Annotated in this window: 18 protein-coding genes and 1 tRNA gene; 9 read left to right on the forward strand and 10 right to left on the reverse strand. The window is 51.9% G+C overall.

Translation table 11 applies throughout. From position 1 onward, the window contains the following. Positions 1–23: 23 nt before the first annotated feature. Positions 24–797: a TrmH family RNA methyltransferase gene (locus AC5JLP_RS29355; RefSeq protein WP_496071397.1), complete on the reverse strand. Its 774-nt coding sequence runs from the start codon at positions 795–797 to the stop codon at positions 24–26. 126 nt (positions 798–923) lie between these two features. Further along, positions 924–1007 (reverse strand) — tRNA-Leu (locus AC5JLP_RS29360). A gap of 242 nt (positions 1008–1249) precedes the next feature. On the opposite strand from AC5JLP_RS29360, the gene murA reads away from it, so the two are divergent. The 4 genes from murA (at position 1250) to AC5JLP_RS29380 (ending at position 5746) form a co-directional block, all read left to right on the forward strand. Next, on the forward strand, positions 1250–2653 hold the full coding sequence (murA, locus tag AC5JLP_RS29365) for a UDP-N-acetylglucosamine 1-carboxyvinyltransferase (RefSeq protein WP_496071398.1): 1404 nt from the start codon (positions 1250–1252) through the stop codon (positions 2651–2653). Positions 2654–3150: 497 nt separating this feature from the next. Continuing rightward, positions 3151–4026, forward strand: a complete 876-nt coding sequence (locus AC5JLP_RS29370; RefSeq protein ID WP_496071399.1) for a M48 family metallopeptidase — start codon at positions 3151–3153, stop codon at positions 4024–4026. A gap of 301 nt (positions 4027–4327) precedes the next feature. Continuing rightward, positions 4328–4987 carry an NAD(P)H-dependent oxidoreductase gene (locus AC5JLP_RS29375; RefSeq protein ID WP_496071400.1) on the forward strand — a complete coding sequence of 220 codons (660 nt, stop codon included), beginning with the start codon at positions 4328–4330 and terminating at the stop codon, positions 4985–4987. Between the two features lie 6 nt (positions 4988–4993). Beyond that, a complete protein-coding gene (locus AC5JLP_RS29380; RefSeq protein ID WP_496071401.1) occupies positions 4994–5746 on the forward strand; it encodes an SDR family NAD(P)-dependent oxidoreductase in 753 nt (250 codons plus the stop codon). A 73-nt stretch (positions 5747–5819) separates the two neighbouring features. Here AC5JLP_RS29380 and AC5JLP_RS29385 read toward each other — a convergent pair whose 3' ends face one another. The 7 genes from AC5JLP_RS29385 to AC5JLP_RS29415 all read right to left on the reverse strand — a co-directional run bounded on the left by AC5JLP_RS29385 (position 5820) and on the right by AC5JLP_RS29415 (position 11297). Beyond that, positions 5820–6359 (reverse strand): CDP-alcohol phosphatidyltransferase family protein, encoded by a 540-nt coding sequence (locus AC5JLP_RS29385; RefSeq protein ID WP_496071402.1) that lies wholly within the window; start codon positions 6357–6359, stop codon positions 5820–5822. Between the two features lie 35 nt (positions 6360–6394). Beyond that, a complete protein-coding gene (locus AC5JLP_RS29390; protein WP_496071403.1) occupies positions 6395–7651 on the reverse strand; it encodes a DUF445 domain-containing protein in 1257 nt (418 codons plus the stop codon). A 69-nt stretch (positions 7652–7720) separates the two neighbouring features. Next, positions 7721–8455, reverse strand: a complete 735-nt coding sequence (gene ubiE, locus AC5JLP_RS29395) for a bifunctional demethylmenaquinone methyltransferase/2-methoxy-6-polyprenyl-1,4-benzoquinol methylase UbiE (protein WP_496071404.1) — start codon at positions 8453–8455, stop codon at positions 7721–7723. A 40-nt stretch (positions 8456–8495) separates the two neighbouring features. After that, positions 8496–9452 carry a response regulator gene (locus AC5JLP_RS29400; protein WP_496071405.1) on the reverse strand — a complete coding sequence of 319 codons (957 nt, stop codon included), beginning with the start codon at positions 9450–9452 and terminating at the stop codon, positions 8496–8498. A 317-nt stretch (positions 9453–9769) separates the two neighbouring features. Beyond that, complete coding sequence (locus tag AC5JLP_RS29405) at positions 9770–10105, reverse strand: hypothetical protein (protein ID WP_496071406.1); 336 nt, start codon at positions 10103–10105, stop codon at positions 9770–9772. Positions 10106–10257: 152 nt separating this feature from the next. Beyond that, on the reverse strand, positions 10258–11040 hold the full coding sequence (hisF, locus tag AC5JLP_RS29410; RefSeq protein ID WP_496071407.1) for an imidazole glycerol phosphate synthase subunit HisF: 783 nt from the start codon (positions 11038–11040) through the stop codon (positions 10258–10260). An 89-nt stretch (positions 11041–11129) separates the two neighbouring features. After that, positions 11130–11297 (reverse strand): hypothetical protein, encoded by a 168-nt coding sequence (locus tag AC5JLP_RS29415; RefSeq protein ID WP_496071408.1) that lies wholly within the window; start codon positions 11295–11297, stop codon positions 11130–11132. Positions 11298–11353: 56 nt separating this feature from the next. Here AC5JLP_RS29415 and petP point away from each other — a divergent pair, with 56 nt between their 5' ends. The 5 genes from petP (at position 11354) to uca (ending at position 20286) form a co-directional block, all read left to right on the forward strand. Next, positions 11354–11551 (forward strand): cytochrome b6f subunit PetP, encoded by a 198-nt coding sequence (gene petP, locus AC5JLP_RS29420; RefSeq protein WP_496071409.1) that lies wholly within the window; start codon positions 11354–11356, stop codon positions 11549–11551. Positions 11552–11713: 162 nt separating this feature from the next. After that, positions 11714–12811, forward strand: coding sequence for a Get3/ArsA fold putative tail anchor-mediating ATPase NosAFP (locus tag AC5JLP_RS29425; RefSeq protein ID WP_496071410.1), 1098 nt, complete (start codon positions 11714–11716; stop codon positions 12809–12811). A 122-nt stretch (positions 12812–12933) separates the two neighbouring features. Next, entirely contained in the window at positions 12934–13974 is a 1041-nt protein-coding gene (gene chlG / locus AC5JLP_RS29430; RefSeq protein WP_496071411.1) for a chlorophyll synthase ChlG, read from the forward strand. Positions 13975–14300: 326 nt separating this feature from the next. Then, complete coding sequence (locus AC5JLP_RS29435) at positions 14301–16601, forward strand: transglycosylase domain-containing protein (protein ID WP_496071412.1); 2301 nt, start codon at positions 14301–14303, stop codon at positions 16599–16601. Between the two features lie 70 nt (positions 16602–16671). Next, positions 16672–20286, forward strand: a complete 3615-nt coding sequence (gene uca, locus AC5JLP_RS29440; RefSeq protein ID WP_496071413.1) for an urea carboxylase — start codon at positions 16672–16674, stop codon at positions 20284–20286. A gap of 259 nt (positions 20287–20545) precedes the next feature. Here uca and AC5JLP_RS29445 read toward each other — a convergent pair whose 3' ends face one another. Beyond that, the gene (locus tag AC5JLP_RS29445; protein ID WP_496071414.1) at positions 20546–21805 is read right to left on the reverse strand and encodes a metallophosphoesterase family protein; all 1260 of its coding nucleotides are present in this window, start codon (positions 21803–21805) and stop codon (positions 20546–20548) included. Between the last annotated feature and the right edge of the window lie 115 nt (positions 21806–21920).

The raw sequence follows: 21920 nt of genomic DNA on the forward strand, positions 1-21920 counted from the left end.
GATCGCTAACCTAAAACATTTACTTATCCCCGCTGCCGTTTGGCTTCGTAGAGCATCAGCGCTGCTGCGATCGCCACGTTCAAAGATTCAACACCCGGATTTAAGGGAATGGTGACCTGCTGATCGGCGATCGCGGCAAGTTCGGAGGACAACCCAGCACCTTCGTTGCCCATGAGAACTAACGTTGGTTGCCGCAAATCAACCTGCCAATAGGTCAGCGTTGCGGCGGGACGTGTGGCAATAATCTGCATGCCCTGGCTTTGATAGCGGCTCAGGTCTGCTTTGAGGTCAGAGCTTGCTGCCATAGGGAGCTGAAACCATTGACCTGCGGAGGCTCGCAACACTTTTGGATGATCAAAATCTACACTATCGCCACTCAGCAGGATACCTTCGGCTCCTGCTGCTGCTGCTGTACGAATCATTGCTCCTAAATTACCAGGATCTTGTATCGTCTCCAGCACTAAACCAAGACTGATAAACGAGGGTGCTGGTGTTGCTGTGCGTTCAATCGTTGCTACGACCCCGTCTGGTTCTACCGTAGTAGCAACGGCTCTTAAGACATCGACACTGACCAACTCGATGCGCTGTGCTACCTGTTGTGCTTGCTCATACAACTGGGGATACTTTGATTGCCAGGCAATGGTGTAGCAGAGGGTGACGATCGGACGATCGGCTTTCAGTGCTGCCTCTAAGAGGTGAGTTCCCTCGACCAAAAAAAGCTGTTGTTGTCGTCGCTCTTTGGTCTGGTGCAGTTTCCGCATCTGTTTGACCAAAGGGTTCTGAAGACTAGTAAGCACAGAAGAAAAATTAATTAAAATTTTGTTACAAATCGCACGGAACGTATAAGTAGATCTGAGGGATGCACAAAGCGAATGTGATACCTCGGTTCCTCGAATCGTTTACGTTCAATGAATCTTCTTGAATGCGGAACCCGGGACTTGAACCCGGAAGTCCTTGCGAACACTAGAACCTGAATCTAGCGCGTCTACCAATTCCGCCAGTTCCGCATGTGTGCAGCTACAGCCGCGATTCATAATCATCGAGTAATTAGTGTCATCTGTCAACCACTTTTGGTTAGAAATAGAAGACACGTCTGAGGTGCGCTGTCGCTGTCGCCTTCGATCGCCTGTGACGAAAAACTGTACATTCTGCATCTTTCCGGTAAAATTTCGGTGTTCGTTTTTTCGACCTTCAGATATTGTGGCTTGAAAAACGACGTAGTTGATGCACTTGATTAACCCAGTATTTATTGGAGGACAGACCAATTACTCTCTCGCCTAGCCTCTCCAACACTCACTCTTCATCGGAAGAAGATAAAGCCGTCCTGCAAATCTTGGGTGGTTCCTCTTTGCACGGTCATGTTGACATTAGCGGTGCTAAAAATTCGGCGCTTGTCATCATGGCCGGAGCGCTACTTTGCTCACAAGATTGTCGCATTCGCAATGTTCCCGCCTTAGCGGATGTCACCCGCATGGGCGAAATTCTCTCCGCATTGGGAGTGAAACTAGAACGGCAGGGAGACAGCTTATTGGTGAATGCGTCTCACATTGCTCAATCGAAAGCGCCTTATGAGTTGGTCAGTCAACTTCGCGCCAGCTTTTTTGTGATTGGTCCGTTGCTAGCTCGTTTAGGCGTTGCTCGTATTCCGTTACCCGGTGGCTGCGCGATCGGTGCGCGTCCTGTAGATCTCCATGTGCGCGGGTTGCAAGCGATGGGTGCCGATGTGCAAATCGATCATGGCATTGTAAATGCTCATCTGCGCGGCAGAAACAAACGCCTTCAAGGTGCCAAAATTTACCTCGACTACCCCAGCGTGGGCGCGACCGAAACGCTAATGATGGCAGCGACGCTGGCAGATGGCGAAACGACCATTGAAAACGCGGCTCAAGAACCAGAAGTGGCTGACCTGGCAAACTTTTGTCGGGCGATGGGTGCCAAAATTCGGGGGGCTGGCACAAACACGATTACGATCGTGGGTGTTCCCAGGTTACACACAACTGACTACGCCATTGTTCCTGACCGCGTCGAGGCAGGCACCTTCCTGATGGCGGGTGCCATTACTCGGTCTGAAATTAGTCTGTCTCCAGTGATTCCAGACCATTTGACGGCGGTGATTGCCAAACTCCACGCGATCGGCGCTCAAATTATCGAAGATGCACCTAATCGCCTTCGCATCGTGCCAGGTCAGCGTCACGTGGCAACCGATATTGAGACACTGCCCTATCCTGGATTCCCCACTGATATGCAGGCACCGTTTATGGCGCTGCTCACCTTGAGTGATGGTGATAGCGTCATTACCGAAACGGTGTTTGAAAATCGGTTTGGTCATGTTGCTGAGCTAACCCGTATGGGGGCAGATATCCGCGTCAAGGGCACGCATGCGATCGTTCGAGGCGTGTCCATGCTTTCGGGTGCTCCAGTCGTAGCAACCGATTTACGTGCATCTGCGGCTCTGGTGCTGGCAGGGTTGGCGGCACAGGGCAAAACGACCATTCAGGGCTTGCAGCACCTCGATCGTGGCTACGAAAAGCTAGACATCAAACTCCAAAAGCTAGGTGCCAATCTACAACGGTTACAGGCTAGTGATGCGGTTGACGGTCTCTTGGTGACTCCTGATACCGCGATCGCTGCACCAGCGGCAGATTTGGGCTAGTAGAGTGCCGCCTTTGAGCTAGGAGTCGATGGGTGAGTGGATGATCACCACCGATGCATCCACCCATCTACTCTTCACTGCATTCTTGACAGACTACTAGGAGACGACTAAAGGGCACGCGATCGACCTGGCGTTTGGCGGTATCAAAGCGTGCCAGACTTCAGGTTATTCGGCAGTCTTGAGCTTTAAGGCGTTGTGATTCGCAAGCGGTTAGCGCTTCTCGTTATACTAGCGGTAAGTTGCTGGCGTCGGTGCTCTGCTTTCAGCCATCTACTGACGACTGCTTACAGCTATTTGCATTTGCATTCACTGCACCCGATACCCTACACCCCGCACCCGAAAGCACAAAACTGTAGCTTATCCAAGCAATAACTGCTGTAAGTGCCGAAGCTAGACAATGACTGCCAGCTTCAAAATACGGACAACAGAAAAGTACGGACAACAGAACCGCTGCTGACCTCTAGACTCCAGCGTTTGCCTTCTATCGGTCTCACACCATGTCTTTCCTCAAAACGCCACTCATTGGCTTACGAGCCGACCACTTTCGTCATCCTCTAGACTTTGAGGCAACAACGAACCTGAAACAATTGCCAGGGTTAGATGTCGTGATTCGGAACTTGCTGGGGCCGATCGCGGAACAGTTTTTCTATCTCGAAAATATTGCGTCTAGCGTTTTGGTCGGCGAACAGCAATTGCCTGAGCTACATACGCTGCTGCTGGAAGCCTGCAAAGTGCTGGATTTAGAGCCGCCCAATCTTTATGTGCGGCAGCATCCTGTACCGAATGCCTACACGTTTGCGATGCGCGGTAAGCAGCCCTTCATTGTCGTCCATACCTCGCTGCTTGAGCTGTTGACCCAAGAAGAGATCCAGGCTGTCATCGCCCACGAGCTAGGGCATTTGAAGTGTGAACATGGTGTTTATTTAACATTGGCAAATATCTTGGTGTTGGCAGCAGGGCAGTTACCGACGCTGGGCGGCGCGATCGCGCAATCACTCCAAGCGCAAATTTTAGAATGGGTACGCTGTGCCGAATTTACCTGCGATCGAGCGGCGCTTTTGGCGATTCAAAACCCCAAAGTCGTGAGTTCTGTTCTCATGAAGCTGGCAGGTGGTTCGCCGACCCTTGCGGGAAAGCTGAATCTCGATGCGTTTCTCGCTCAGGCACGGGCCTATGACGACATCAGTAACGACCAGCTTGGTGACCTGCTCAAGCAGGCGATGACGGCTCAACTGACCCATCCCGTCCCTGTGCTGCGGGCGCGCGAAATTGATCGTTGGGCCAGCAGCCAGGAGTATCAGTCACTGCTCCAACGTCGTCCTATCCAGGCTCAAGCGGACGCAAAACCTTCAGGTGGTTGGCGAAATTGGTAGACTCGCTGGACTCTAATGTCCAAGCGAAACTCAAATCGTCGGAAATACCGATCAGGGACGATCGTGCTCTCCAGAATCCCCTAACTGCCTGTCGTCAATCGTTACTTTGACATTCTGGCCCAAGGGCGCGTCCTCAATTAAGCTCAGAAACTTGCGTACCAATCTTACTGCGCCCGCTCTAACAAGCAAGGCTAGGGACTGGAACCCCTGCTGCAAGTCATGTGTATGAGTCATTGATGACAGCCTCTAGTAAATTATTTCGCGTCCGCTATAATCAGAGTGCCTTTACAGAACGACATATATGAGCAGCGCTGTGGTTTCGACTGAGCAGTTACTTCAACAGTTACAGTGGCGTTACGCAACTAAGAAGTTCGATGCGACGAAGAAGATTGGGGAAGACCTTTGGCAGACTTTAGTAGAAAGCCTGGTACTGGCTCCGTCGTCGTTTGGGCTACAGCCGTGGAAGTTTTTTGTGATTACCGACCCGGCTGTTCGGCAGCAGTTAGTTGAGCATACCTGGGGTCAAACTCAGGTGGTGGATGCCTCTCACCTGTTGGTACTGGCCTTTAAGAAGGATCTGAGTACGGCTGATGTTGATCGCTACATGCAGAACATTTCTACCGTGCGCCATGTGCCCGTTGAGAACCTGCAAGGGTTTGCGAAGGTCATCAATGGCTTCTTGGAAAAGCCACCTTATCCGCTTGACATTGATGAATGGTCAAAACGGCAAGTTTACATTGCACTAGGCCAGTTTATGACCAGTGCGGCACTCCTGGGCATTGATACGTGTCCGATCGAGGGCTTTAATCCCCCTAAGTACGACGAAGTGCTGGGGTTAAGTGACTTGGGCTATGCTTCTGTGGTGGTCTGTGCGACTGGCTATCGAGCAGACGATGACAAAAACGCTGCCTTACCGAAAGTCCGTTACCCAGTAGAGGAAGTCGTGCAGTATATTTCCTGATGCTGCATGGACGTTAAGCAACTCTGCAACCCTGCCGCGCTCATCATTGGTGCAGGGCAGGGCATTGGGCTAGAGTTCGTGCGGCAATTGTTGCAACGCAGCAAGATCGATCGCCTGTACGCTACCTATCGCAAGCCGCAGACAGCACTGCTGGCGATCGCAGATGCACGCCTTGTTTGCCTGCCAATGGATATTACGGACGAAGCGCAAATTGCGGCAGTTGTCCAAACCATTCAAGCGGAAACAAAAGCGCTGCATGCAGTCATCAATTGTGCTGGAGTCTTGCACGACGGCCCTATGCAGCCCGAAAAGAGTTTGCGTCAACTCAATGCTGAGCAGCTACTCCGTTATTTTCACGTCAACAGCATCGGTGCTGTGCTAGTGGCAAAGCATGTACAGCCGTTGCTGAAACATGGCGATCGTGCCGTTCTAGCCACCATCTCCGCCAAAATTGGCAGCATCGGCGATAATCAGCTAGGCGGATGGTACGGTTACCGTGCTTCTAAAGCCGCGCTGAATATGTTCATGCGTACCACTGCGATCGAATACAAGCGCACCTGTCCACGCGCGATCGTCGTGACTCTCCATCCCGGTACTACCGATACCCAACTCTCTCAACCATTTCAGCGCAATGTACCACCTGAAAAACTCTTTTCGGTCGATCGTACCGTGAAGCAACTTTTAGCCGTGCTGGATCAACTTCAGGAACACGACAGCGGCGAGTTCTTTTCTTGGGATGGCACTCGATTGCCTTGGTGAGAAGTGAGGGAATGGGGTGTAGGGTATCGGGTCTAGTAAAACGAATGGAAATGCTGTAAATATCACTCTCTCGTTATTGGTTCCGCAGTTTGAGTGCGTGAAAGAGACTCAACACGTCATGCTGCCATTGGGGCAAGATGATGGTCATGGCAATCTCTTCTAAACTGTTCAAAGCGCAGAAACCAATAGCAAGCCAGAGTGTGGTTGCGTAGCCAAACCCAAATAAGCCAACGGTCGCAATTAATAACGTGATGCCCCAGGCTTTGGCAGTGTAGGTATGAAAGCTGGGAAACTTGCCAAACTTGACCAGACTGATTGTGAATAAGACAAGTTGTGCTCCGATCGCGATCGACAAGGGTAAACCAAAGTCAACAATGACTTGGGGATACACTAACCAGGCGCTTATGGCAATGCAAACATAGAGACAAATATCTGCCCAACTATCTGCCTGCCGTAGCTGAACGGTACTCACACCCAGGCGGCGAGCAATGATGCCATCAAAGATATCTGAGAGGACAGCCGCAACATAACCAACCATAAACCCGATGCCTGTTGTCCGATCAAGGGCATCCCAGAGCAGCAGCAGCGCGATCGCAAATCGGAGCCCTACCAAGAGACCTGGAACGCGATTGAGTGGCATCATTTTCCCTAACGCAACAACAGTGAGGCTGACTGAAGCAAGCCGATGAGGAAGCCGAGAATGCCACCCAGATTGACGATCGCCTGAAGCTCACTTTTCACAATGCCGTTGATGGCATTCTCAAGATTCTCTGGTGAGGTGGCTTTGACGCGATCAATAATCACCTGATCAATGTTGAGAATGGGAATGGCTTGCTCGACGAGTACCTCTAAATCGCGTTCTAGATAGCGCTCCAGAATCAGTGCCAAATCCAAACTCACAATTTCTAGCGAAGCATTGACCACTTCAGAGGTGCGTAACCGATTGAGAATCAAGGTTGCTACATTCTCCCACTCAACCGATTTTCCCAATTCTTGCAGTACGTCAGAGCCTTTCTCTTGAATGTAGAGACGCACGCTATCCCGCAGGGTTTTACGTAGCTGCCGCACGGTTGAAATCGGCAAATTTTGGAGCGACAGATTTTGCAGCCATTCTTGCAAGCGTCGTCGCAAATTAAGGGTTGAAACTAACTCAGCAATGCGCGTGTTACTGTTTTCTTTTTCATCTAAACAAAAGGTACGTAACCGCACTAAAGAATTGCGGACTCCAAACAAATTTGCAACGACCCAGGAAGTTCCACTGGTGCGTTCTCGAAAGCCTTCATCAATGACCTGAATGTTGCGATCGGTTAGAAAGTCAATCAGCACCAAACGAATGGTGTCAGGTGGCAACACAACCTGTAGCAACCAATCTGCCAGCTTAATAGACTGCTCATCATTCAGTTGAAACTCTAGCAATACCTGGTCAAAAATTTGATTTAATTGTGCTTCTAGAAAATCTTCACGACGCGCCCATACTTTTAGCAGACGCGGCAACGATTCACCCAACAAATCGCGCAAAATATTTGCCAATACCTTTGCTGTTTTCTGTTCTTTATCGATTTCAATTTGCTCTAAGCCCAACTTCAATAACCAGAGGATTGCGCCCTGAACACGTTCGGTTTCCAAAAGCCGTTTCGCCAACTTTTGCAGTTCTTCTGGCGTGAGCAGCGAGCCCATAATGGTGTCAGAAATGCGTTTGGCTAACCGTTCCTGGTTGCGGGGGATAAGTCCTGGCGTGAAAGGCACTTGCCGCCCACCAATGTAGCGCGGTTGGTAAGGACGAAAGAGCATTTTGATGGCGATGTCATTGGTGAAATAGCCAATGATGCCGCCAACAACCGGAGGAGCGAGAAACAGCCAGAGTGCGGAGAAGTCCAGCGCAGAGAAGTCCAAAACAGAAGGCATCAGTTCTTAGTTTTTAGTGGTTAGTTGTTAGTTGCTAGCTGCCACTAGCAACTAACAACTAACCACTAACTACTTAATCACAACCAGCACTCCCATCGTACCGCTTGCAATGGGGTAATGTGTGGCTCTGGTAAAGCCTGCCCGGTGCGCTAAAGCAACTTGCTCTGCTCTCGTAGGGAAGCGATCGAGGCTGGGCGCAATGTAGGCGTACTCTTCGGTGAGGCCAAACTGTTTTGCCGCGGGCACGACGATCGCATCCAGATACCATTGCTGAAGGGTACGCATCTGAGCATTCGATGGGCGATGAAAATCAAGAATAGCCGCTTTGGCGTGTGGCTTTAAGACACGATAAAGTTCCTTCAGACTGCGGGGAATATCTGTAACGTTCCGCAAACCGTATCCCATCGTGGCGGCATCAAACTCATTGTCAGAAAAAGGGAGAGCCAGCGCATCGCCTTCTAGCCAGGTAATAGAAGGAGTGGGATAGCGTTGTTGCGATCGCTGCTGGGCGATCGCGAGTTGTTCTGCGGCAAAATCGATGCCAATGACCTGACCATTTGCACCTACTTGTTGTGCCAGTAATAATGCCAGATCACCGCTGCCACAGCACACATCCAAACAGGTATCGCCCGCCGTTGCCCCGCTCCACTTAACCGCCATCTGCTTCCAAATGCGGTGTTGTCCCAGACTCAGCCATGTATTGAGCTGGTCATAAACAGGGGCAATACGGTTAAAGAGTGTGCGAACGCGATCGGAGGTCATGAGCTTGAAGATTGGAGCTTGCAGGTTCCATGAATAGCTCACATTCAGTGAACAAACAAGCCCTCATCGCAAATCTACAAGACTAGACAACTGGACGGTAGTAGCGAGTGCAGGTCAGTGCCAAGGCGACTTGCTGTGCCGAGAGTTGTATCAGCATCAGTTCATCGTCCCGTAAGGTGGCTGGCTGCTTCCATTGCAACGACAGTACCGCGAGCACTTCTTTCCGATAAGTCACGGGAATCAACAAGTGTGACTGAATGCCAGAGGTCGAGTAATGTTCGACACCAGCGAGTGTTGGGTCTGCTGCAACGTTGATGACAACCTGAGTTTTATGGGTTGCGATCGCCTCTTTAACCAGAGGATCATGCTCCAACCAGTTATCCAGTTTGCCGTTGGTGCTGTATTCTCCCTGCGGCGGTACCAGGCGATCGCCTTCAACTAGTTGCAGAATGCTGCCGTCTGCCTGAAAGTTTTTGCCAAAGACGGACGCGATCGGCTTCAGGCTCTCTTCTAAACTGGCTGCTTCTTGCGCCGTGTGGACAATCGTAGATAAAAGTGCCATTTGCGCTTGCGATCGACGAAGCTCCTCGGTGCGCTGCTTGAGTAGCTCATACGTTTCGGCAGCACGTTGCACAACCGCTTTCAGTTCATTTGGGTCCCACGGTTTGGTGATGTATTTGTATACCTGTCCAGAGTTAATCGCCTCAACCAGATCTTCGACATCCGTAAAGCCTGTGAGGATAATCCGCATGGTGTCTGGAAACTGAGGCACCGTGCGGCTGAGAAACTCAGTGCCTTTCATCTCCGGCATCCGCTGATCTGAAATGATAACCGCGACCTCGCCTTCCGATGCCAGAAGTTCGAGAGCGCGAACCCCACTTTCTGCTTTTAGTACCTGAAAGTCGCGCCGAAAAGTGCGGTACAGCAAGTCAAGATTATCCGGTTCGTCATCGACGACCAGCATTTTTGCCTTCTTTGATCGATCGAGGCTCATCGGTTGGCGACTAGTGGCATCAAGATCAATGGTTGCGTAGTCCATAGGTTAAGTTAGGCTCCTTAGGTGCCGCTGGGAGGGAAGCACCCCCAGGAAAGTGCGTTGAGAAAACGTGCATTGAGCAAGACAGAATGAGCGGTACAAGCAAAGGAGCAGCGTAAACAGTAATGGCGAAGCTTCGCTTTTGTGCTGGCTGGGACGTTGCCCAAAGTATATCGGATCGCTAAAGACGTCTTCGCTTTAGACGATCGAAGCACCATTAGACAACGAGACACTGCCCTTGCATGGACGTAACCTAGTCTTGCCAAACTTACGACATTTCTAACTTTAAGCAGTAAAAAAGGTTAAATGCCAAACGAATGCTACTGGCGTGTGTTGAATGGCTCTGGCTGTTGAGCTTGCCATACGCTTGAATCAATGGCTGAGACATGCGCCGGGTAGCTTGCTTCTTCAATTTCCACCACCCAAGCCGCAACATCCTCAGCGGACAGCCGCGATGAGGTAATTGGCGTTAAGCCTGCCACGTAGCCAATATAATTTCCCATCAGAAAATAGACGACAACCATGGCTGCGGCTGAAAAGGCAACCAGTGTGCCCGCCAACATCAACGAGAACTCACCGCGATCGACGGCCTGCTGCATTAAGTGCAGTGACCACGCAACCAGGAGAACAACAATGGCAAGAATGAATATCAACATACCTAAAGTATTGTAACAGATACTCAGATTCCGTCATCCCCAGTTTGTTATTTTCTGCCGTAGTAGAAACTGATTGAGTCAGTCTGCGCTGGGTTGGTCTACTCATTACTGCGGACGAAAGCCCATCTGTACCAAAAGTAACGGCTGGACGATTAGGTTCCCCTCTCTGTCAAGCGAACAGGGACGTGTTGTGCAGCTAAGTGTGCTTTAATTTCGGCGACCGTCAAGTGGCCGTAATGGAGCAGAGACGCAAGCAAGGCAGCCTCTGCCCTGCCTTCTGTAAGTGCAGCATGAATATGTTCACAGGTGCCAGCACCCCCTGATGCAATGACTGGGATCTCCACTTGCTCAGCGATCGTGCGCGTTAGCTCCAGGTCATAGCCTGTTTGTGTACCATCTGCATCCATGCTTGTCACTAACAATTCTCCAGCACCGCGTTGCTCGACATTCTTTGCCCAGGCGATCGCGTCTAACTCTGTATTTTCCCGTCCGCCACGCACGTATACATCCCAGCCAGGATTGTCATTGTCTAGCCGCCGCCGTGCGTCGATCGCCACGACGATACACTGGTTGCCGAAGCGATCGCTGGCGCGATCGATAAGGCCAGGATCACGTACTGCCGCTGAGTTAATGCTGACCTTATCGGCTCCGGCTCTTAACAATTGTTTAATAGTTTCTAAGTTTTGAATGCCGCCGCCAACCGTGAGCGGAATGAACACCTGCTCGGCTGTGCGATAGACCACATCAAAAATGATGCCTCGATCTTCGTGCGTTGCCGTGATGTCGAGAAACACTAGCTCGTCTGCCCCTGCCTGGTTATAGACCTGTGCCAACTCGACCGGATCACCCGCATCTCGCAGATCAACAAAATTAACGCCTTTAACTACCCGCCCTGCCTTTACATCCAAACAGGGCAAAATTCGCTTCGCCAGCATGGTTTTTCGTCACGTTGAACGTTTGCATTCTAAAGCTTTTGGAGGCAGAGGGCAGAGGGGATGGGGATGAAGAATGAGGGCTAAAGGATTTAGCTTGCTTCCCGTTGGCGAAGCCTGCCGAAGGCATAGGGTAGGCTAAAGGCTAAAAAGCTGAAAGCTGGTGGCTGACCGCTGACCGCTGAAAGCTGATCGCTCATCAACTCAAAACTCAAAGATTTCCCCGCATCCTCTACGCCAAAATCTCTTCTGTGTGACACTATCTGACGCTCGACGCTGATACACTGAGTTTTGGTTTTATAGTCTCGGAGCGGCGATGGAAGTTGGTCAGAAGGTTCGTATCTATCGGTTGCGCGATCGTGTGTCGCCAGTGATTGCTAAGAAACTGGGTGAGTACGGTGTGATTCAGGATTACAAGATGACGGACGGTAGCGGCGTTGGGTATCTGGTGAAGTTTTCAGATAATTCAGCGACCTGGTTCTTTGAGGATGAAGTGCAGGTTGTCTCTGACTGATGGTTGTCTGGCTAATAGTTGAGGCCAGTGTAAGCGTGCGATCGCCGTGCAAGATTACCTCGCCGGGATGGGTGCAGCGTTTAAGCAATCGTTACCATAAGAGGGACTGCTGGCAGAATCTTCGGCTGGCACACGTAGTGCATTGGGTTGAGAAGCGAACACATGGCTCTAATTTTGACGTTTTTGGGTAAGGGTGGTGTTGGTCGGACGACGATCGCGATCGCAGCCGCTAAGCGCTTTGCGGCTCAGGGGAAACGGGTGCTGCTGACATTTCAAGAGCCAGAACCCGCGATCGCGATTCTTTTAGGTACGGTTCCCAGTCCTGACCCGCAGGAACTTTCGCCAAACCTTTCTACAGTGCAATTTCAAGCCTCCGCTCTGCTAGAACGCAGTTGGGAAGAGGTGAAAAAGCTGGAAGCGCAATATTTGAGAACGCCATTCTTTAAGGAAGTCTTTGGACAGGAACTCAGCGTGTTGCCGGGGATAGACAATGCTTTGATGCTGAATGCGCTGCGCGAGTATGATGCGAGTGGTAAGTACGATGTCATTGTGTTTGATGGAACTGGCGATCAGTCAACGCTGCGGCTGTTTGGGATGCCTGAAAGCACAAGCTGGTATGCTCGTCGCTTCCGTAAGGTCTTTGCCGATTCAGATTTGGGCAAGACGCTCTCACCATTCTTGCAGCCGATCGCCAGCGCAGTGCTAAACGTCAGTTGGACGGACGACATTTTCAATCAGCCCGCCGCACAGCAGGCAACGAATCTGTTGGAGCAAGGCAGGCAAGCATTGGCTGATCCCAATCGAGTTGCGGCTTATTTGGTGACGACGCAGGATGCAGCCGCGATCGCCACGGCAACCTATCTCTGGGGAGCCGCGCAGCAGGTGGGGCTGACAGTGGGTGGGGTGCTGGTCAATCAAACACACGACAGCGCTGGGCTTGGGGAAACGTTTGCTCCCTTGCCTGTGACCCCAATTCCCCCACAGTCGGTTAACGACTGGCAATCTCTAATGGAGTCGCTACCCGATTTAGAGCAGGCGGCTCAGGCACCTCGACCGATCGCCATCAATGTGGCAGAGCGCAAAGTGAGCCTGTTTCTACCTGGTTTTGATAAGAAGCAGGTGAAGCTCACCCAGTCTGGGCCTGAAATTACGATCGAGGCAGGCGACCAACGACGCAACATTCTCCTACCACCAGAACTAAGCGGTAAGCCCGTTGCTGGAGCCAAATTTCAGGATAGTTTTCTGATTATTTCGTTCTAGCGTTCACTGAAGCCACCACTGTCTGCGCTTATTACTGTCTGCGTTACCTGAGAGCCAATGACCTTACCTCCTGACTCCTGGCTCCTAACCAAACTCTCCACCCCTGCGAGTATCTCAACCGTATGACTGAATCGAATCCTGCCCCACTATCAGATGATGCTGTGACTGCCGCTGTGTCACCGGAGGAAGCGGCTTCGGTTTTGCCTGCGGGCGATCGCACGGCTCAAGCCCGCCAGCTTTTGGGCATGAAAGGCGCGCAGCAGGGCGAAACGTCGATCTGGAAAATCCGCCTCCAGTTGATGAAGCCGATTACCTGGATTCCACTCATTTGGGGCGTGGTGTGTGGCGCAGCTTCTTCGGGCAACTACCGCTGGACGTTGGAGAATGTTTTGATTTCGGCGGCCTGTATGTTGATGTCGGGGCCACTGCTGACGGGTTACACCCAAACGCTGAACGATTTTTACGATCGTGACCTTGATGCAATTAACGAACCCTATCGCCCCATTCCATCGGGAGCAATTTCAATTCCCCAGGTGACGGTGCAAATTTTGGTGCTGCTGGCTGGCGGCATTGGCGTGGCCTATGCGCTAGATCAATGGGCAGGACATACGTTTCCGACCATTACCGTGATGGCGATCGCGGGGTCTTTTGTGTCTTACATCTATTCCGCGCCCCCCTTAAAGCTAAAGCAAAATGGCTGGCTGGGCAATTATGCACTGGGTGCCAGCTATATCGCGCTCCCGTGGTGGGCGGGACATGCGCTGTTTGGCGACTTGAACCCGACGATCATGGTTCTGACCCTGTTTTACAGCCTGGCAGGCTTAGGCATTGCGGTTGTGAATGACTTTAAAAGTGTGGAGGGCGATCGGCAGCTCGGTTTGCAATCGTTGCCCGTGATGTTTGGGGTCACAACAGCCGCCTGGATTTGCGTTGGCATGATTGATATTTTTCAGGCTGGTATTGCGGCGTATCTCATCAGCATTCACGAAAACCTGTACGCAACCATTTTGCTGTTGCTAGTCATTCCCCAAATCACCTTTCAAGATATGTATTTTCTGCGTGACCCGCTGAAAAACGATGTGAAATATCAGGCAAGCGCACAGCCCTTTCTGGTGTTAGGTATGTTTGTAGCTGGGTTGGCACTGGGGCATGCTGGAGTTTAGTGGCTGCATTTGGTTAAGCTGAACACAAATTCATGACGCACTCGCCTGTCATAGTAAGCAGGATTAACGGCGAAAGGGGCATGAGTATCCGCCTTTGTGAACGTAGTATTTTGCTTGAAACTTCGACTCGATGGTCATTTTCAGCGATCGCCGCCTTGATCTCTAGCGAGATTCTGTCAAGATATATCAGACCCTCATTTTGATCGATGATCGAGGAGTGCGCTGGATGTTGAAGTTGTTAGGGTTTACTTATGCCCTGAGACGCTTTTTGATCCCAACCCCTTACAATGAGGACGACGATCGTGTGGTGGTGATGAGGCTGTAGTGTGGAAAATTTTCTTTCAAAACTCAAAAACTTATCGATCCGCTCAAATGGTTCTCAGCCGTTAACGTCTGATTTACGACGAGACCGTGAGGGCAACCCACCATCCGCGTTGCCCATGAAAGCGCCGCCCAACGCGACCGATCGGGCTGAACCTGTAACGCTACGGGGTAAGCGCGTTCGAATTGGTAAGCCGCTCCACCGCCGCTATGCTTTCTGGCTGGCACTGGTGGCACTAGGGGGAGGTGCTGCCCTTGCCTGGGGCGCATGGAAAATTGAACAGAGCCTGCCTGACGTTTCAGATATTTCCAATTTCTCTCAAAATGGCACGCTAACCATCAAAGCGGCTGATGGCACTGTGTTACAGCAGCTTGGTTCCGCAACCCGACAAAAGCTGACGATCAAGCAAGTTCCTGATCGCGTGATTAAAGCGTTTATCGCCGCTGAGGATCGTCGGTTTTATCAGCACAACGGGGTTGACTATCAATCGATCGTGCGAGCATTTGCGTCTAACCTGCTGGCCCGTGAACTCGTTGAAGGGGGCAGTACGATCACTCAACAGGTCGCGCGGATTGTCTACTTGACTCAAGATCGCACGGTTGGGCGCAAGCTTCAAGAAGCCTTCCTGGCACAAAAGATTGAGCGTACCCTGAGCAAGGATCAGGTACTGGAAAAGTACCTTAACTTAGTCTACTTAGGTTCGGGAGCCTATGGCGTGGCAGATGCTGCGTGGGTGTATTTCAGCAAGCCGATTGACCGTCTGACCTTATCAGAAACCGCTATGATTGCGGGCATGCCGCCTGCACCCAGTGACTACTCGCCGTTGGTGAACTTGCAAGTGGCTCGCCAACGGCGCGATATTGTGCTTGAGCGGATGCAGGAGGCTGGCTTCATCACAGAAGCCGAAGTCGAGCAGGCACGTGCCCAGACGCTGACGCTAAAGCCTAGCTCGCCGAAAAAGCTCTATAGCGATACGCCTTATTTCACCTCATATGTACAGCAACAGTTGCCCAAGCTGATTACAAAAGAGCAACTGGAGGCGGGTGGGTTAACCGTTGAAACGAGCTTGAACTCTACCTGGCAAAAAGCCGCCGAGAAAGCCGTCAAGGATGCCGTCAAAAATATTGGGCCCGCTGAAGGCTTTAAACAGGCGGCGCTGGTAGCCCTTGATCCCCGCAATGGTGAAATTCGCGCGATGGTGGGTGGTACTGACTTCATCACGAGCCAGTTTAATCGAGTGACGCAGGCTCAACGACAGCCAGGGTCATCGTTCAAGCCGATCCTGTACACGACTGCGATCGCGACCGGCATTTCACCCTATGCCTCTTACCTGGATGCACCATTAACCGTAGACGGCTACCAACCCCAAAACTACAGCCGTAAATACAGCGGTTGGCTAACGCTGCGTGATGCCATCACGAACTCAGTCAATCTAGTTTCTGTGCGTCTCCTCATTGATGTGGGCTTTGACCCGGTGATCAAACTGGGGCACGATCTGGGCATTCAGTCTGAGCTTCTGCCCACGTACTCGCTAGCATTAGGCACCTCTGAGGTAAACCTGCTGGAATTGACCAGTGCCTATGCAACGTTAGCGGCAAAAGGCAGCCACACAGAAACACATGGTATTCGTCGTGTGCTTAACCGCAAAGGTGAGGTGATTTATACGGCGAAACCAAAACCGAAGCAGGTTGTGGATAAAGACTCCGTTGCGATCGTCACCTGGATGATGCAAAATGTTGTCAACAGTGGCACCGGGCAGGCGGCTCAAATTGGTAGACCTGTAGCGGGTAAAACAGGCACTTCTGAAAACGCGCGCGATCTCTGGTTTATTGGTTTTGTACCCCAGATGGCTGCTGGCGTTTGGCTGGGTAATGATGACAATACCCCCACCTGGAGCTACAGCAGCACAGCCGCAGAGGTGTGGCATAACTTTATGACGACCGTTGTGAAAGGCATGACGGTTGAGAAGTTTGCCGAACTACCCAAGCTGGACGATCGCAAAGGCACGATTAAAGCCAAACCAGTGAGACCTAACCAGATGTATGACGGCGAAGCACCCCGATCTGAGGCTGGATCGTCTGGATGGTCGCGTAATGATGCTCCATCTGGTGGCACGGCCAAAGCGGCACCGGATGCGTCCACTGGTGCGCCTGCTCCTTCAGAAGCGCCTGCTCAACCCTCAGAAGCAGCACCCGCCCCTGAGACGGCCCCTCCCCCTGAGAACACTGCACCTGAGTTGCCTCCAGCCGAGCCAGCTCCACCCCCCACTACGTCTGGGCCACCTCAGCCAGCGCCTAGCAACTGAGTTTCAGCGCACGAGCATGAGATTCTAGGTTTCAGATTGCAACGCTGAAACAGTCGCACACAACTTAACTATGTTTTCTAAAGTTCTGATTGCTAATCGGGGTGAAATCGCTTGCCGGATTATGCGGACGCTTGATCGCCTGGGGATTGCTTCGGTTGCCGTCTATTCTGAAGCCGATGCCCATGCGGCACACGTAGCTGCTGCGGGTGAAGCGGTGTGCGTTGGCGCTGCCCCTGCCTCTCAAAGCTATTTACGGGTAGAGGCGATTCTAGCAGCCGCGAAAGCAATGGGTGCTGATGCCATCCATCCCGGCTACGGCTTTTTAAGTGAGAATGTGGCCTTTGCTGAAGCGTGCGCTCAAGCGGGGATCGTGTTCATTGGCCCCACTCCCGACCAGATTCGGCAGTTTGGGTTGAAGCATGAAGCACGGGCGATCGCGCAACAGGCCGGACTTCCCCTTGTGCCCGGTACTCCACTGCTGGACAGCCTGGATCAAGTGAAAGCAGGGGCAACAGCGATCGGCTATCCCGTGATGATCAAAAGCACAGCGGGTGGTGGTGGCATTGGAATGCAGTTTTGCCGGGAGGAGGCCACGCTGGCGGAACTCTTTGCTTCAGTGCAGCGGTTAAGCCGCAACAATTTCAGCGAAAGCGGGGTCTTTCTGGAAAAGTATGTGGAACGGGCACGCCACATTGAAGTCCAGATTTTTGGCGATGGGCAGGGGACGGTCGTAGCATTGGGTGAGCGGGACTGTTCCATCCAACGACGCAATCAAAAAGTCATCGAAGAAGCGCCTGCCCCTAATATCAGTGATGCACTCCGACAGCGCCTGTATGAGTCAGCCGTGCAGCTGGGGCAGGTTGTGCATTATCAATCGGCGGGCACCGTTGAATTCATCTACGACGTAGACACCGAGCAGTTCTATTTTCTGGAAGTCAACACCCGCTTACAGGTCGAACATGGTGTTACAGAATTGATTACCGGAGTTGACCTGGTGGAGTGGATGGTGCGTCAGTCAGCGGGTGAATCGCTATTGCTGGATACTTACCGCTATCAGCCCAATGGTCACTCCATCCAAGTACGGGTCTATGCCGAAGATCCCAACAAGAATTTTCAGCCGAGTTCAGGGACACTGACTAATGTGCAGTTTCCCGATCGCATTCGTTGTGACACCTGGATTGCGACGGGCACAGAGGTCTCACCCTTTTATGATCCGCTTTTGGCAAAAGTGATTGTGCATGGGGCATCGAGAGCAGGGGCGATCGCGGCCCTCCAAACGGCTCTGGCTAGCTCCCGGCTTGACGGCATCGAAACCAACCTGGAGTATTTGCGCCAAATCATTGCGGCTTCTGCATTTGCCGATGCGGCAATGACCACCAAATTTCTCAATAGCTTTGTCTACCACGCCCGGACGATCGAGGTTCTTGTGGCAGGCACCATGACCACCGTGCAGGATTATCCAGGGCGTGTGGGCTACTGGGATGTAGGGGTGCCGCCGTCTGGCCCAATGGATTCGCTTGCCTTTCGCCTCGGCAACCAGACTGTGGGCAACTCAGAAGCGGCAGCAGGCTTGGAATGTACGCTGTCAGGCCCCACGCTGCGCTTTAATACCGATACTGTTATTTGTCTGACAGGTGCAGCGATGAAGGCCACGCTGGATAAGGAACCGATCGCCTTTTGGACTGCTGTTCCCGTGAAAGCAGGCAGTGTGTTGCGTCTGGGTGCCATTCAGGGCAATGGTTTTCGGACATACCTGTCTGTTCATGGTGGCTTTGATGTACCAGATTACCTGGGCAGTAAGGCGACGTTCACACTGGGTGGGTTTGGTGGTCACGGGGGCAGAGCGCTGCAAGTCGGCGATGTCCTGAAATTGCAACCAGCGTCCCCTCAAGCATCACAAACGTTACCTCCTGACCTCATTCCAACCTATCTTGAACATTGGGAAATTGGGGTGCTGTACGGCCCTCACGGTGCACCAGATTTCTTTACAGATGCAGACATTGAGACGTTCTTCAACACCCACTGGGAAGTTCACTACAATTCAGCGCGAACGGGCATTCGGTTGATTGGCCCTAAACCTCAGTGGGCGCGGCAAGATGGCGGTGAAGCAGGGCTACATCCCTCTAACATTCACGACAATGCCTATGCGGTCGGTACGATCGACTTCACAGGTGACATGCCCATCATTTTGGGATTAGATGGCCCCAGTTTGGGCGGCTTCGTGTGCCCTGCCACGATCGCTGAAGCCGAATTGTGGAAGATTGGACAGCTTAAACCGGGCAACACGATTCAATTCCATCGCCTAACGTTCAATCAAGCGTTGCAGCAAGAATTGGTGCTCGATCGCCAGGTCCAAACGCTGCAAGTTGGGCAACCGATCACCGTTGCCGACGATGATTCCAGTGATCGCGCCGTTCTTGCCACGCTCCCTGGCTCTGAAACCCGGATTGCGGTAACGTACCGACAGGCAAGCGACAAGTATTTGCTGATTGAATACGGGCCACTGGTGTTGGATTTCAATTTGCGCTTTCGCGTGCATGAATTGATGACCTATCTGCAAGCCAATCCGATTACGGGCATTCTGGAACTGACACCGGGAATACGATCACTCCAGGTGCATTACGATAGCCGCGTCCTATCTCAACAGGATTTGCTAGCAGCGTTGCAGGCGATCGAGGTACATTTGCCCACGATCGCCGACCTGAAAACCTTACCAACCCGCATTGTCCATCTCCCCCTCTCCTGGGACGATGCCTCAACGCAATTGGCGATTCAAAAATACATACAGTCGGTTCGCAACGATGCGCCCTGGTGCCCCAGCAATATTGAATTTATTAGACGTATCAACGGTCTGGACAGCATTGATGAGGTTAAAGAAATTGTCTTCAATGCCAGCTATCTTGTCGTGGGTTTAGGCGATGTCTACCTCGGTGCCCCAGTCGCCGTGCCGCTTGATCCCCGCCATCGCCTCGTCACAACTAAATACAACCCCGCGCGCACCTGGACACCCGAAAACGCAGTGGGCATTGGCGGTGCGTACCTTTGCATCTACGGCATGGAAGGTCCCGGTGGCTACCAGTTTGTAGGACGCACAGTGCCTGTGTGGAACCGTTACAAGCAAACGGCAGATTTCAAGGATGGAAAGCCTTGGCTATTGCGATTTTTCGATCAAATTCGGTTTTATCCTGTGTCCCATGCGGAACTGATGCAACTCCGCGAAGACTTTATCGAAGGCACGTTCAAACTGACGATCGAAGAAACGACCTTCAACTTACAGGACTACCAGCAGTTTTTATACGGCATCGCCGAGGAAGCATCTGCCTTCAAAACCCGTCAGCAAACGGCCTTTCGGGAAGAGCGCGATCGCTGGGCACTCAACGCCCAGGATGAAAGCGCGATCGTGGAGGAACCCGATCTTCCGCCTGCTCCAGCGATCAAAATTCCTGATGATTGCTATGCCATTACAGCGGCTACTACAGCAAATGTATGGCAAATTTTGGTGCGACCGGGCGATCGTGTCACCGAAGAGACAGGCGTGATCATTCTGGAAGCCATGAAGCAAGAAATGACGCTCTTACCAGAAGAACCAGGCGTTGTCACTGATATTCTATGTAACCCTGGGCAACTCGTCACTGCTGGACAAATCCTGGCAATTATTCGCATCGACGACGCAGCCTCTTTGTAAAGAAATTCCTTGTAAGCGCTTGTTAGCCCGCTGTTCGTTGAATTGCCAGACTTAAACCTTATCTCAGATTCAACAGGGTCTCTCTAACGCTCGCTCTTATCTTCCTGGTTTGGTAGAAATTTCAATGGAGTTTTCAGCGATACCCAATCAAGGTAGAGGATCAATATCTTACGCCTTCGCTCAGTTTCAGAGTTGGGAAAGAGCAGGCAGCTGTGTCAGGCCTGCTTCACAAAACCAAATTTTCTTAGGATGCAGTTACCTAACCCTCGTGCAGAAGCGTTTGCACAAACTGGTAGAGGTCAGTCTCCGATCGCCCCTGCACCTGCTGATCTTTGAGGTCAATTAATCCTTGAGCCAACGTTGGTGCTTGTTTTTTGTAGGAGTTGTGTGCCGCCAGTAAATCTAAAAACACCTCGCGCTCAACCTGGAGGCGATCGGCTTCGTCTGCAAGATGAGAGGCATACTCAACCGTATCCACGTTGTAGCGCAGCAGAAAAATGAGTGCACCTGTAAGCTGCTGAAGTTGCTGCTGGAGTTTGCGCGTATCCAGTTCCAGCCGATCGAACCCGACTTGACCGTCGATCCGCAGTTCCACAATTGGCGCTGCTGCTGGACGAATTTTTCCTGATTGAATCGCCTGCTGCATCGTTGCGATCGCTGCTGCTTCCAGCTCTTCTTGACTTTCTTGTCCGCGTGCTGTCATTTGCAAGCGCACGATCGACCGCTGCTTGTAACCGCGCTTAAGATCGGCTCGAATGCCATCTCCATCCATCTCGACGAAATAAACGCCGCGCTCGAACTGACTTTCCTCAATGTTATTCGCTTCTACAGAGCCAGGGTTAAAGATCCAGCCCTCCATCGTGTAGTTTTTGTGAATGTGCCCCAGTGCCAGGTAGTCCACGCCTGCCTCTTTTAGGGGCAACAGATCGTTGTACCGGAGTGCTCCCTGGTAGCGGGCAATTTGCCCTTCTAACCCGTGGTGAAACAGCATGACCGTATGGGCAGGCGGTGGCGGCAAGATTTTGATGGCATCTGCAAGACTGGCGATCGCGCTGGATGCCGATGCGCCATACCAGCAAGCCCCCAAGACCCGCACGCCACAGTCCAGATCGATGTAGCCACCCTGCTTAGCCTCTTCATCCCACGCCTCATAGAGTGCGTTGCCTGCATTAGGGCTACTTGGCTCTAGCAGTTTGAGCAAACCCCAGCCAGCCAGATACCTTAGCCAGCTTGTCTTTGTCCCATAAGGTGTACTGTCATGGTTGCCCTCGATCGCCAGCACCGGAATCCCTGCTTCCTGTAGATCCTGTAAGCAAAGCTGTGCCTGATTCAAAACATTGGGCTGAATGTGGCGATGCTCAAACAGGTCGCCCGCAATGACGACAAAATCGACCTGCGGCACGATCGCATACTGGTGCAACGCATCTCGAAAGGCGTGATAAAAGTCCAGGGTGCGCTCTTTACTGTCATAGCGATCAAACCCCAAGTGAATATCAGATACGTGAAGAAACCGAGGCATAACAATAACTACCAGAGACGCAATAGGTGCTGAGATGCAGAATCAGTCCATGAAACCAGATGAGCCGTATCAGCCGCGACACGTATCAGCATTATAGTCAGTGCCCTGGCTAGCC

The sequence above is a fragment of the Stenomitos rutilans genome (assembly GCF_059505485.1).